Source organism: Streptomyces sp. bgisy130 (assembly GCF_057708345.1).
Map to the genome: position 1 here is coordinate 141248 of NZ_JBYISA010000006.1, position 12799 is coordinate 154046.

Annotated in this window: 13 protein-coding genes; 4 read left to right on the forward strand and 9 right to left on the reverse strand. The window is 72.3% G+C overall.

Annotated features, from left to right (window positions below):
• Nucleotides 1–179 precede the first annotated feature (179 nt).
• On the reverse strand, nucleotides 180–815 hold the full coding sequence (locus tag AC3EUV_RS11035; RefSeq protein ID WP_432144204.1) for an HAD family hydrolase: 636 nt from the start codon (nucleotides 813–815) through the stop codon (nucleotides 180–182).
• Between the two features lie 196 nt (nucleotides 816–1011).
• Between AC3EUV_RS11035 and AC3EUV_RS11040 the strand changes: the two genes are divergently transcribed.
• Nucleotides 1012–1569, forward strand: a complete 558-nt coding sequence (locus AC3EUV_RS11040; RefSeq protein WP_432144205.1) for a DUF2269 domain-containing protein — start codon at nucleotides 1012–1014, stop codon at nucleotides 1567–1569.
• An 18-nt stretch (nucleotides 1570–1587) separates the two neighbouring features.
• Here the strand turns inward: AC3EUV_RS11040 and AC3EUV_RS11045 are convergent, their stop codons facing one another.
• Together AC3EUV_RS11045 and AC3EUV_RS11050 are read right to left on the reverse strand one after the other, a co-directional pair.
• Nucleotides 1588–2037, reverse strand: coding sequence for a GlcG/HbpS family heme-binding protein (locus tag AC3EUV_RS11045; protein ID WP_435602761.1), 450 nt, complete (start codon nucleotides 2035–2037; stop codon nucleotides 1588–1590).
• A 122-nt stretch (nucleotides 2038–2159) separates the two neighbouring features.
• The gene (locus tag AC3EUV_RS11050; protein WP_435602762.1) at nucleotides 2160–3380 is read right to left on the reverse strand and encodes an MFS transporter; all 1221 of its coding nucleotides are present in this window, start codon (nucleotides 3378–3380) and stop codon (nucleotides 2160–2162) included.
• Between the two features lie 132 nt (nucleotides 3381–3512).
• On the opposite strand from AC3EUV_RS11050, the gene AC3EUV_RS11055 reads away from it, so the two are divergent.
• Together AC3EUV_RS11055 and AC3EUV_RS11060 are read left to right on the forward strand one after the other, a co-directional pair.
• The gene (locus AC3EUV_RS11055; protein WP_432144208.1) at nucleotides 3513–4040 is read left to right on the forward strand and encodes a MarR family winged helix-turn-helix transcriptional regulator; all 528 of its coding nucleotides are present in this window, start codon (nucleotides 3513–3515) and stop codon (nucleotides 4038–4040) included.
• Between the two features lie 106 nt (nucleotides 4041–4146).
• On the forward strand, nucleotides 4147–4599 hold the full coding sequence (locus AC3EUV_RS11060) for a GNAT family N-acetyltransferase (protein WP_432144209.1): 453 nt from the start codon (nucleotides 4147–4149) through the stop codon (nucleotides 4597–4599).
• Between the two features lie 31 nt (nucleotides 4600–4630).
• Here the strand turns inward: AC3EUV_RS11060 and AC3EUV_RS11065 are convergent, their stop codons facing one another.
• The 6 genes from AC3EUV_RS11065 to AC3EUV_RS11090 form a co-directional block, all read right to left on the reverse strand.
• The gene (locus AC3EUV_RS11065; protein ID WP_435602763.1) at nucleotides 4631–5362 is read right to left on the reverse strand and encodes a TetR/AcrR family transcriptional regulator; all 732 of its coding nucleotides are present in this window, start codon (nucleotides 5360–5362) and stop codon (nucleotides 4631–4633) included.
• A gap of 547 nt (nucleotides 5363–5909) precedes the next feature.
• Entirely contained in the window at nucleotides 5910–7055 is a 1146-nt protein-coding gene (locus tag AC3EUV_RS11070) for a pyridoxal-phosphate-dependent aminotransferase family protein (protein ID WP_435602765.1), read from the reverse strand.
• Between the two features lie 93 nt (nucleotides 7056–7148).
• Complete coding sequence (locus tag AC3EUV_RS11075; protein ID WP_435602826.1) at nucleotides 7149–8537, reverse strand: serine hydrolase domain-containing protein; 1389 nt, start codon at nucleotides 8535–8537, stop codon at nucleotides 7149–7151.
• A 110-nt stretch (nucleotides 8538–8647) separates the two neighbouring features.
• Nucleotides 8648–9349: a hypothetical protein gene (locus AC3EUV_RS11080; protein ID WP_432146838.1), complete on the reverse strand. Its 702-nt coding sequence runs from the start codon at nucleotides 9347–9349 to the stop codon at nucleotides 8648–8650.
• Nucleotides 9350–9399: 50 nt separating this feature from the next.
• On the reverse strand, nucleotides 9400–10626 hold the full coding sequence (locus AC3EUV_RS11085) for a DNA polymerase III subunit beta family protein (protein WP_432146837.1): 1227 nt from the start codon (nucleotides 10624–10626) through the stop codon (nucleotides 9400–9402).
• A gap of 87 nt (nucleotides 10627–10713) precedes the next feature.
• The gene (locus AC3EUV_RS11090; protein WP_432146836.1) at nucleotides 10714–11688 is read right to left on the reverse strand and encodes a GlxA family transcriptional regulator; all 975 of its coding nucleotides are present in this window, start codon (nucleotides 11686–11688) and stop codon (nucleotides 10714–10716) included.
• Between the two features lie 143 nt (nucleotides 11689–11831).
• On the opposite strand from AC3EUV_RS11090, the gene AC3EUV_RS11095 reads away from it, so the two are divergent.
• On the forward strand, nucleotides 11832–12797 hold the full coding sequence (locus AC3EUV_RS11095; protein WP_435602766.1) for an NADP-dependent oxidoreductase: 966 nt from the start codon (nucleotides 11832–11834) through the stop codon (nucleotides 12795–12797).
• Nucleotides 12798–12799 lie beyond the last annotated feature (2 nt).

Genomic DNA, 12799 nt, shown 5'->3' on the forward strand with positions numbered 1-12799 from the left:
TTCGCGTACCCGCGGAAGCCCTCACTCCGCCAAGCCGGACTCGACCATACCGGCAGTAGTTGAAACCACAAGTCCTGATCTTGGAACACTGTGCGCGGCCCTTCCGATAACAGTGATCCTCCCCACAGACTGCATTTTCAGCGCACACAGCGGACGAATCCTCCGTGGAAAGTACGGAATTACTCGCCAGTACGCACCAGTGCGTATGCATCGCGCAGATCACGTCCCGCATACGCATATGAGGCCAGGTCACTGACATGGTGATCCGCATTCACAGCCACGGACCGCGGAACTGCCGCAAACAGTTCGGTGTCCGACAGGGAGTCGCCGTACGCCACACAGTCGGCGCGGGTCAGTCCGTACCGCACGCAGAGTTCATCGGCGATACGCACCTTCGCCGCCGAGGTGAGGATGCCGGCCGGCTCCACCGCCTGCCGGATCGGCACCGCCGGCCAGCGGGAACCGTGCGCCGCGTCGGCACCCCAGGCCAGCAGCCGTTCGACAAAGAACGCCGGGGACAGGGAAATCACCGCGCACCGTTCACCACGTGCCCGGATATCCGCCCAGACGTCCCGGATGCCGGTCAGCCACGGCGCACCGTCGAAGGCCGCGGCCACCTGAAGTTCGGTCAGCTCGGCGGCCCACAGCTCACACGCCCGCTGGGCGAACTGCACGGGCGTCAACCGGCCCGCCGCAAATCCGCGCTCCAGCTCACCGATCTCCCGGTCCAGCCCGAGCTGCCGGGAGATCTCGACCGCCGCCGCGGACCCGTGGAGCAGGGTCCCGTCCATGTCGAACAAATGCAGCTTGCTCATGGCCCGGAGCCTAGGACGCCCGGCGGCCGGAGGCGTGGGCGGGAGGGGGTATAGGTGCAACTGGGTTCGTACGGCCCCAAATCCGGCGAAGCGCACGCCCCTCTACGTCGCGGCCGGGTGCGTACTCAAGGCCGCGTACCCGCGGATACTCCCGCCGGCAGATGTACCGCGCGGCGCGGGGCGGGACCGTGTCGGTATGCAGCAGCTCAGCCGCCCCGCCCGCCGGGCCGTCCTCGTCCTTCACCTCGCCGCATCCGTCAGCTGGCTCGGTCTCACCCTCGGGCTGCTCGCGCTCGGCATCACCGGCTACACCACCGGCTCCTCCGAGATGGCGGCGGTCGCCTACCGGGCGATGAAGATCTTCGGTGACTGGCTGGTCCTCCCACTCGCCTTTGCCTCGCTGGTCAGCGGGCTGGTGCTGTCCCTGGGCACCGCCTGGGGGCTGGCCCGGCACCGCTGGGTCGTCGTGAAGTTCTGGCTGACGCTCATCACCGTGCTGCTGTCGGTCTTCTCACTCCGGCCCGGCATCAACCACCTCGCCGCCGAGGCCGCCGCGGGCACTCCGGTCGCCGACATCAGCCTCGTCGTCGCGCCGTCGGTCGCCACGGCCACCTATCTCTTCCTCACCGCGATCTCCGTCCTCAAGCCCTGGGGGCTGACCACACGCGGCAGCCGGCTGCGCGCGGCGCGGACGGCCGAGGCCCGCGCCGGTCGGGCACGAAGGGACGGCATCGAGGGCGCGGGCGTCCGCTAGCGCGGGACAGGGCCGGGGTCAGGCGAGGTCGGCCTCCGCTATCGCTGCGGTGACGATCCGGTGGTCCTGTTCGGGGGCGCCGCCGCCGAAGCCGAGTGCGCCGATCAGCCGGCCATCCCGATGCAGCGGCACCCCGCCCGCGAGGAAGAGCAGCGGCCGGTCCAGCGCCGTGGGCAGGGTGTGGAAGAGCCCGTCGGGGCGTACCAGGTCGACGAGGTCGGCGGTCGGCGCGTCCAACTGAAGGGCGGTGTACGCCTTGCGGGTGCTGGTCTCCCCGGAGATCAGCACCGCCGTGTCGTCCCGCCGGAAGCCGAGCAGCTGACCACCCGCATCGAGGACGGTGACGCTGCCCCGCACACCGAGACTCTGGGCGGCGCGGGCGGCGGACTCGATCAGGGCGTCGGCTTCGGGGGTGGTGAGGGGGCGGACGGTGGGGGCGACCGTGGGGGTGGCTGTGGGGGTGCTCATGAGAGTGGTCCTTGGGGTGTGTGACGACGGCTGCGCCGGTGGAGCGCAGAGTGCCGGTGGTATAGGGGCGAGGCTTCGGGTGTGCGGGTGGTCCGGGGTGGTGCGATACGGGGACGTAGCCGTCAGCCGTGTGCTGCCGGTACGGGCTCGTCGGCGATCACGGTGGGTCCGCCCGCGGCGACCACCTGGCCACGGCCCGCCTGCCGTCGCTCCAGGGCGGAGGCGAATATCGCCACCCCCAGCGCCGCGACGGTCATCAGCGCACCGACCCAGTTGGGCGCGGTGTAGCCCAGGCCGGCGGAGATGACGATCCCGCCGAGCCAAGCGGCCAGGGCGTTGCCGAAGTTGAAGGCCGCGATATTGCCGGCCGAGGCAAGGGTGGGCGCCGAGGCCGCCTGGTCCATCACCCGCTTCTGTAGCGGCGGCACGGTGGCGAAGCCGAAGATGCCGATCAGCGCGAGGGTGACGGTGGCGGCGAACTTGTCGTGCGCGGTGAAGGTGAACGCGGCCAGCGAGAGCGCCAGGCCGGTCAGCGACACAAAGAGCATCGGCATCATGGCGCGGTCGGTGAAGCGGCCGGAGACCAGGTTTCCGCCGACCATGCCGAGGCCGAAGAGGGCCGTCAGCCAGATCACGGAGGACGGTGCGAAGCCGGTGACCTCGGTCATCATCGAGGCGAGGTAGGTGACGGCCGCGAAGACGCCGCCGAAGCCCAGGATCGTCATCAGCATCGCGAGGCCGACCTGCGGGTTGCGGAACACCGCAAGTTCGCTGCCTATGGGAGAGGCCGCCTTCGCCCGCTGTGCGGGGACCAGCTTGACGATCCCCAGCAGGCCGATCACGCCGAGCGCGGTGATGGCGTAGAAGGTGGTGCGCCAGTCGAAGTGCTGGCTGAGCATGGTGCCGGCCGGTACGCCCACGACGTTGGCGACGGTCAGACCGCTGAACATCAGCGAGAGGGCGGTGGCCCGCTTCTCGGGCGCGACGAGATCGGCGGCCACCAGCGCGCCGATGCCGAAGAACGCGCCATGTGTGAACGCGGCCACGATCCGCCCGACCAGCATGATCCCGAAGTTGGGCGCGATGCCCGTGAGCAGATTGCCCACGATGAACAGGCCCATCAGCAGCATCAGCATCTGCTTGCGGGTGAAGCGCGTGCCGAGAGCGGTCATCAGCGGCGCCCCTATGACCACACCGAGGGCATAGAGGGTGGTCGCGTATCCGGCGAGGGGGATGGAGACCCCGAAGCCGGCCGCCATGCCGGGCAGCAGACCCATGACCGCGAACTCGGTCGTTCCGATCCCGAAGGCACCGATGGCGAGAGCCAGGAGTGCGAGTGGCATGACGGATCCCTTCAGATCATTGCGTCCGTCCCTTACGGGCGTCCACAATAATTGCAGACGCGGGCTAATTGCAAGCGCCGTATATTTCGGAAGTGACCTATCCTGGTCGTGCGCCCCATGAGGAGGTCTTCGATGACGCAGCGGACACGGGAAAAGCGGGAGACGCAGGAGACGGCGGTCCCGCAGCCGGCAGCGGCCGCGCCCGGCTGCCCCCCGGCGGAGCCCCCCGGGCCGGCGCAGGGCTGGTGCGCCTTGTCCGCACTGCACGGCCGCATCGAGTCACACATCGAGCGCGCACTTCAGGCCGCGCACGACCTCAGCGTCCGGGAGTTCTCGGTCCTCAATGTGCTCAGCGAGCAGCACGACGGGCCGGGCGGTCATCTGCGGATGCACCAGGTCGCGGACTCCGTCGTGCTCAGCCAGAGCGCCACGACCCGCCTGGTCACCCGGCTCGAGGAGCGCGGACTGCTCTCGCGCTATCTGTGCCCCGACGACCGGCGCGGCATCTACACCAACGTGACGCCCGACGGCCTCGCGCTCCTGGTGGAGGCCCGGCCCACCCACAACGGCGCACTGCGCGAAGCCCTCAAGGACGCCGCCCGGCGCCCCGAGCTGGCACCCCTGGTCACCGCCGTCGAAACGCTCGCGCCGCCGGAGTGACGTCGAGGGGCGGATGAGGGGCGGATGAGGGACGGTCTGCGGCGGTACGGGCGGCCGGGCCGCCTCCCTGCCGGCGCCGGTGATCGCACGGCATAAGGTCGCGCCCATGAGCGATATCGAGATACGCCGCGCGACCGAATCCGATCTCCCCGCCATCGTCGCGATGCTCGCCGACGACCCCCTGGGCGCCGCCCGTGAGTCACCGGACGACCTGACTCCGTACCGTGCCGCGTTCGCAACGCTGGTCGCCGACCCGCAGCAGCACCTGGTCGTCGCGGTCCGTGCGGGGCAGCCGGTCGGCACGCTCCAGCTCACCGTCATTCCCGGCCTGTCCCGGCGCGGCGCCACCCGCTCGATCATCGAGGGCGTCCGGATCCACCGCGACGAGCGCGGCGGGGGCCTCGGCACCCAGCTCATCGAATGGGCGGTGGCCGAATCCCGCACGCTCGGCTGCCAGATGGTGCAGCTGACCTCGGACGCGACCCGGATCGACGCGCACCGCTTCTATGAGCGCCTCGGGTTCGAGGCCTCACACCTGGGCTTCAAGCTCCCGCTCTGAGGAACGGGTCGCCGGCACCCGGCCGTCCCGGTCATGTCTGGCGCGTACGCTCCCGCGCTCGGTGTGCCTTCTGGCGACAGGCACCACCGCAGTAGCGCGCGGGTCGGCCCGTGCGCGCCGCCGCGATCGCCGCCCCGCACACCTCACACCGCGATTCGTTACGTTTCACCGGCTCGGCTTCGAGTTCCGTTACGGCGCGTTCCGTCCGCAGGGCATCACACATCAGCACGGTCATCCGGCCCGGAGCCGCGTCCCCGGAACCGGCTCCCGGCACGGCCCGCTCCATCGAAAGACAGCCGACCAGCAGCGCCCTGAGCTCCGTTATCCCGACGTCCGGCCGCACGTCGCCCGCCTCTTGGGCCCTTCTGAGCAGGACTTCCAGCGCATCGTCGAAGTTCTGCCCGACCCCCGGCGACGGCTCGAAGCGGCCCGCGCCGGCCTCCTCCAGCGCGTCACACAGCGCCTTGTTCCGTGATGCGAGCCGTACCACCGAGGACAGAAAGCGAAAGAAGACCGGACCGGGATCCATGACCTCGGCCAAGTCCCTTGCGGTATCGGTGAACAGCTCGATCCGGTCCACGATCGTCGCCCTGAACAGGGCTTCCTTGGACGGGAAATGGCGATAGACGGTCCCGGCGCCGACCCCCGCACGGCGTGCGATCTCCCCGAGCGGAACCCCCAACCCCTGTTCCTCGAAGGCGAATCGGGCCGCCTGGAGCACCAGCGCCCGGTTGCGCCGCGCATCCGCACGGGCGGGCGTCACACCACCGTCCGTCACTGCCGGGCCTCCTGGGAACGACTGATACCGAGTCACGCGCGCCACGTTTTTTAAGCGGGTCGCTCATTCCGATTCTAGGGGAAGCCCTGAGCAAGATCGTTAAGCGCGTTGCACCGTCGCGGCGGCGGCCGGAATCAGCGACCGGCAGACAGTCGGCGCGCGCCCGACCGACTCCGTCACACCGAAGCCCGCGACCGACGGCGCGATGGGCGCGGAGGCGGCGCCGCGCAACCGCCGCCGGGCCGTCGGGCCGCCGTCTTCAGCGTCCAGCCTGACCCCGGAGCCCGGGGCGCGCCACCGGAAGGCTCCTGACGGGGACGAGAGCGCCGCCGACCGCCATGCCGTCACCATGGCCCCCTCCGCGGTCGCGGCCCGGCGTACGACAGCTCGCCCGCTTCGCCCCCCAACAGCCCCTGCGCACAAGGTGTTTCACGTGAAACGGCGCCGCGTCCCGACATACGCGTGGGGTCGTGTTTCACGTGAAACATGACCCCACATCGACAACGCGCCTAGAGCCAGGCGCCCACTCGGCTCAGCCGGCGACCACCGCGTCCCACGCCTTGCCCGCCGCCTGGGCCGCGCCCTCGGCGTCCACGGACACGCCCAGGGCGCGCAGCCCACCCGCCAGCGCCACCAGCGATGCCGTGACCACCGCCCGGTCGGCGGCGCGGCCATAGTGGTTCACCCGGATCATCTCCTCGGCCAGGGCGCCCGCCGCGGCCTGCACCGGCACCGCCGCGTCCACCGCGACCGCGGCGTTCACGATCTCCCGGGCATCCACTCCCTCGGGTGCGCGGAGCGTCGTGGCGGCCGGCGCCGCGTCCTCGTCGCGCACGACATACGGAGTGAGCCCGCCCAGCGCCCGCACACCGGCCCGGGTCGCCGCGGCCGCCGCCCGGTGCCGGGTGAGTACCGCCTCCAGGCCCTCGGCCTCCAGACGGTCCGCGGCCTGCTCCAGCGCGAGCATCTCCAGCTGTGCCGGAGCGTGCGGAAGTGCGGTACGTCCGCCGTCGATCCAGCGTTCCTTCCAGTCCAGCAGCGAGAGGTACGAGCGCCGCGGAGCCTGCTCGTTGGCGGCGATCCGCTCCCAGGCGCGGGCGCTGACCGACGCCACCGACACCCCGGCGGGCCCGGCCATCGCCTTCTGCCCGCCGATCACACAGAGGTCCACGCCCCACTCATCGGTGAGCAGCGGCTCGGCACCCACCGAGGCGACCGCGTCCAGCATCAGCAGCGCGCCGTGCTCCCGCACCACCGCGCCGATCTCGGCCACGGGGTTGGTGTTGCCGGTGGCCGCCTCCGCGTGCACCAGGCTCACAAAGTCGATCTCGGGGCGCTCCCGCAACGCCTCCGCCACCTGCTGCGGGGTGACCGCACCCGTGAACGGCGCGGTGACGGTGACCACCTCGGCGCCACAGGACCGCAGCCAGCCGCCGAAGGTCTCGCCGTACGGACCGGTGATGATGTTGAGCGCGGTGCTGCCGGGCCGCACGGCCGAGCGGATGCAGGCCTCCAGCGGCAGCAGTGCCTCGCCCTGCATCGCCACGACATCGCAGCGGGTGCGCATCAGGGCCGCGACCTTGTCCTCGATCCGCGCGAAGTGAGCCGCGGTCAGCGCAGGCAGGTCGAGCAGGTCCGGGGTGGCGGGGTTCGCGCTCGGGTCAGACACAGCAGTCACAGGGGCCTTCCAGCGGTAGCGAGCCGACTCGGTGCGGCTCCTGACATCGGATTCGACTGTACGTCCGGGCGCCGGGCCGCCACCGTACGGGCCTCAGACCCGCCAGCCGTCCGGATCCACCCCGCCGGGCACCGGCGCCGACGGCTCGTACGGCTCGCGCGTGAACACGAAGGTGCCGAGGTCCAGATGGCTCACCGCACCCTCCCGGTCCCGCCCCACCCGCAGGGTCTCGCCCGCGTAATAGCCGTCCAGCCCGGTCCAGGTGCCGTCCTTCTCGGCCCGGAACCGCGAGGCGCGCCCCGCCCCGGACAGCGGGGTGAGCTCCAGCCCGCGCTCGGCCCGCAGCCGCAGGGCATGGGGGTTCGCGCCCCAGTACCAGGGTCCGGTCAGCGCCAGCAGCTCCGGATCCAGCGGGCCGGGCAGCGGGCGCCAGGGCTCGGGGATCCGGGGCTCGTGCGCGATGACGATCCCGGTGAGATCGGTGGCGACGGCCCCGGCCGCCGGGCCCGAGGTGCAGTTGGTGAGGACGACCGCGGCCACATCCTCCTCGACATCTGCCCACAGCGCCGCCAGGAACCCGGGCATCGAGCCGTGGTGCCCGACCAGCAGCCGCCCCTCCCGCCGCAGGAGCTGTACTCCCAGCCCGTACCCCGCATCCCACGCACCGCTCTCCGGCGGCACGGCCGGGGTCCGCAGCTCCGCCAGACTCGCCGCGCCGAGCGCCCGTCCGTCGCCCCGCAGCAGGAATGCCGCCCAGCGGCAGAGGTCCTCAAGCGTCGACCACAGCTGCCCCGCCGGGCCCATCAAGCCGGTGTCCGCGGCCGGTTCCGGCAGCAGCGCATCGGCCCACGGGTGCACCGCCCAGCCCGTCGCGTACGGCCGCTCCGGACACAGCGTCGTACGGCTCATGCCCAGCGGTGCCAACACCTCGCGCCGCAGCACCTCGTCCCACGGCACACCGCCCCGCAGCCGTTCGACCAGCGCACCGAGCAGTGCATAGCCGACGTTGGAGTAATGGTGCCGCCGGCCGGCCGGATGCCGCTGCGGGCGCTCGTCGAAGAGGTCGGCCGGCTCGGGCCGCAGCTCGCCCGAGGTCCGCTCCCACCAAGGCCCCCGCGGTTCGGCCGCCAACCCCGCGCTGTGGGAGAGCAGTTGCGCGATCGTCGCGTCCGGCACCGGAGTGTCCGCCAGATGCCTGCCGACCGGGTCGGACAGCCGCAGCAGCCCCTCGTCCCGCAGCCTCAGCACCAGCACGGCGACGAAGGTCTTGGTGAGCGAACCGATCCGGTACTGCACATCGCCGTGCGGTGCCTCCCCCGCCACCGAGCCCCGGGCCCCGGTCCACACCGCTCGTCCGCCGCGGACGACCGCGCCCGTCATCGACGGTGCGCGCCCCTCGGCCTGCCCGACCGCCAGCCGGTGCAGCAAAGCCCGCCGGGTCTGCGGCAGCAGCTCCGTGCACGCGTCGGGTGCACCGGCCATGCCCGGCTCCCGGCCCACGGCCTCGGAAGGGGGAAAGTCCGTGGACTCTGCGATGGTCATGGCGCTCCTCAACAGCGGTTCCGGCTCGGCCGGGCCCCATCCTCGCCGCATCACCGGAGCGCTGCCGACCCGATCACCGCACCCAGTTCCATCTGCTCGTCGGCCGGCAGCCGGCGGGCCGCGTGCACCATGTGCAGCGCGGACCGCAACCGCACGCGGTCCTCGGCCGTGCCGAGGTATCCGAGGTAGGCAGGGAGCGCCAGGCCCAGCGCCATGAGATCGCCCCGCGCGCACCACCGTGACACCAACTCCCGCACCTGCCCGTCGACCGCGTCGTCGAGGCCCCGAGGCGCCCCCTGCGCACCGGCTTCGTCCGCCGCTGCGTCGTCGCGCGCACCGACCGTCTCCCGCAGGCCCGCCGCGATCGCGAAGCGGTTCCAGTCGCCGTACTCACCGTCGGGAGCCTGCGCCACCCGCTCCGCGGCGCGCTGGAAGTAGGTGTACGCCAGGGCAGTCCGGCCGAGTTGCCGGTAGGCGTGCCCCATGTTCAGGTACAGCGACGCATAGAACCCGGCCACCCGCTCGTCCGCCACCCGGTCGGCGCGGTCCAGGCACTCCTGGTTCCAACGGAGCGTCTCTTCGGGCGAGTTCTGGTGCCGGGCGAGATAGTGCGCGGCGATGCATGCCTCGTAGTCGTCGGTGGTGCTGTCCCATGCCTGCTGGAAGAGGGCGCGCGCCGCATCGGCCCGCCCCTCCGCCTCGGCCTGCATCCCCGCCACGCACAGTCGCACCACAGGCAGTTCCGGATCCACCGGTCCGCTCCCCTCATCCATCCCCGTTGACCGGTCTTCGGTCAATGACCTCAGCCATCGGTGCGCTCGGCAGCGTCGACCGCCGCTCCGGCGCCCTCGCGCACCGGCATCACCAACGTCGTAAAACTCCCCTGGTCGGCGGACCGGATTAGAACGGGCCGGTCCGGCGCGGCGATCTCCAGCAACGCGTCCGGCCCGACCCCGGCCTCCAGCGCCGGCACCAGTACGGCCGGATCGAAGGCGATCCGCAGCTCAGGCCCGGTGCGCACCACCCGCATCCGGACGGGCTCCCGGCCCCCGCCCGTCACCTCCAGCACCGTCCCGGCCGCGCGGCCACTCGCCTCCGTGTCCGGGACCGCCGAGCCGCCCGCGTCCGCCACGTCCCCCTGCCCCTGCTCCGGGCCACCGACCGACAACGACACCGGCCCCGTGCGCCCGTTCATCGCGTCCCGCAGCCCCACCCGGTCGACGATCACCCGATGCCGCCCCGCCGCCAGGTCCGCCGGTATCAGCCGGTAGTCCGGAAACCCGTCGGCATCCCCACCGCCGCTCCACCCCTGCCCGGCGCCCTCCGGCAGCTCCCGGCAGTCCGCCGCGCTCCGCAGCCGGACCCCCGCCGCGTCTTCCGCGCACTCGATCTCGACCGTCACCTGCCGTACGGCCCACTCCGCCAGGCTCCGCGCCGTGTCGGCACCGATCAGCACCCGCCGCGGACCGCCCTCGAACCCGTCCGGCCGCAGCACCCGCACCGCCAGCCGATAGCGGTCGGTCGCCACCCAGCGCACCTCGCCGTCGACGAGTTCCAGCAGCACACCGCCCAGGACCGGAAGCTCCTCCCGGGCCGCCCCGGTCGCGGCGGCGGGCACCACCTGCCGTACCGCACTGGCGAGTTCGGCGCCGCCCACCCGCGCCCGCGCCCAGCTCCCGCGGTCGTCCGCGACGCCGGACGACCGCAGGAGCCCCTCCACCACCGCCCGCGCCTCGTCCGCCGTCCGCCGTGTCTGCGCCAAGTGGGCCCGCAGTACGCCATGCGCCGCGTCCTCGGGACCGTCCAGCACCACCGCGGCATCCACCAGCGGCAGCCCCGCCGCCCGCAGTTGCCGCAGCTTCACCGCCCGCGCCGCCTGCCCCGCCGCGTAGCGCCGGTACCCCGTCACGGCATCCACCCGCGCCGGCCGCAGCAGCCCGCAGTCGTCGTAGAACCGCAGGGCGCTCGGCGCGAGGCCCACCCGGCGCGCGAAGACGCCGATGGTCAACAGCTGTTCGGTGTCGTCCATGGACGCGATTGTGGGGCTTCCACCAGCCTGAAGGTCAACGCCGGCGGGCAGCCCGCGCCGTCACAGGGGCCCTGGTGCGGCGCCGCCTCAGGCGGTCAGCGCCGTGGCGCTCCGGAACGTCCGCCGGTAGGCCAGCGGCGCCACCCCCACCGCGCTGTGCAGATGCTGGCGCAGCGAGGTCCCGGTGCCGAAGCCCGCGTGATGGGCGACGAGGTCGATCGACCAGTCCGTGGTCTCCAGCAGATGCCGGGCGCGCTCGATGCGCTGGCCGGCGAGCCACTGACCAGGGCTCATACCGACCTCGTCGCGGAACCGCCGGGTGAGGGTGCGCACGCTGACCCGGGCGTGCCCGGCGAGGTCGGTCAGGGTGAGCGGCTCGCCGAGACGCTCCAGGGCCCAGGCGCGGGTGGCGGCGGTACCGCCCGCCGAGGGCTCCGGCACGGGCTGCCGGATGAACTGGGCCTGTCCGCCGTCCCGCCACGGCGGCACCACACACAACCGGGCCACCTCATTGGCGACGGCGCTGCCGTGGTCCCGGCGCACGATGTGCACACACAGATCCACCCCCGCGGCCGCACCGGCCGAGGTGAGGACATCGCCGTCGTCGACGAACAGCACATTGGGGTCGACCCGGACAGTCGTGAAGAGGCGTTGCAGCTGGCTGGCCTCGCACCAGTGCGTGGTGGCCGGGCGGTGATCGAGCAGCCCGGCCGCGGCCAGCACGAAGGCACCGGTGCAGATGGCCACCATCCGGGTGCCGGGCCGGACATGCTCCAGCGCCGCCCGCACGTCATCGGACAGTTGGCCGTCCTCCCGGAGCGTGCCCGGCGAGTGGGCCGGCGGGATGACGAGAGTGTCGACGTGCGCGAGGGCGGAGGCGTCCGCGGTGACCGTGATGTCGTAGTCGGCATCGGTGCGCACCGGGCGCCCGTCCGGGCTACAGGTGACGACGGAGTAGAACGGCTCGCCCGCGGCGTCCCGTGCGGCGCCGAAGATCCGCGCGGGAATCCCCAGCTCGAAGGGGACGACACCATTCAGGGCGAGCACTCCGACGCGATGCATGACCCGATTCTTTCAAACGTTGGCCATTTGGACACCGCCGGTCTCGCGGCCACCGCGGAAAGCTGACGGGACCTCGGGAAACGCGGCTGCAAGGCGGCGCGTGCACCCGATCCCCCGCCATGGGCACAGACGAAGGAGAGACCATGTCCGAGACCGCGACCCCGCAGATGCGGGCCGTCAGCCAGGACACCGCCGGAGGCCCTGAGGTCCTCAAGGTGATCACGACCGCCCGGCCGGCGCCCGGCCCCACCGAGATCCTGGTCCGGGTGCACGCCGCGGGCGTCAACCCGGCCGACTGGAAGACGCGGAACGACGGCCGGTTCCTCAACGGCAGCGAGCCGCCGTTCATCCTGGGCTTCGATGTCTCCGGTGTGGTCGAGGCCGTCGGCCGCGGGGTGACCCTCTTCGAGCCGGGCGACCAGGTCTTCGGCATGCCGCACTTCCCGCACCCCGCCGGGGCCTACGCCGAGTACGTCACCGCCCCGGCGCGCCAGTTCGCCCACCTCCCCGAGGGCCTGGACCACGTCCGGGGCGCCGCCCTCCCGCTGGCGGCACTGACCGCCTGGCAGGCCCTGGTCGACACCGCGCACGTGCAGCCCGGCGCACGGGTGCTGATCCACGCGGCGGCGGGCGGCGTCGGTCATCTCGCGGTGCAGATCGCCAAGTCCCGCGGCGCGTATGTGATCGGCACCGCCCGGCGTGCCAAGCACGACTTCCTGCGCGGTCTGGGCGCCGATGAGCTCATCGACTACACGGAACAGGACTTCGAGACCGCCGTACGCGACGTCGACGTCGTGCTCGACACCATCGGCGGCGACTACGGCGCCCGTTCACTGCGCACCCTGCGTCCCGGCGGCTCGCTGGTCTCGATCCTGCCGCTGGACGACGCCTTCCCCGCCGAGCGGGCGCGCGAGGCAGGGGTACGCGCCGTGTTTGTCCTCGTCGAGCCCGACCGGTCCGGCCTGCAAGCCGTCGCCGGCCTGGTGGACTCCGGAGAACTGAAGGTCACCATCGACACGGTCCTGCCGCTCGAGGAGGTCGCGAAGGCCCACGCCCTGGGCGAGACCGGCCGCACCACCGGCAAGATCGTCCTGACGGTCGCGCCCTGACG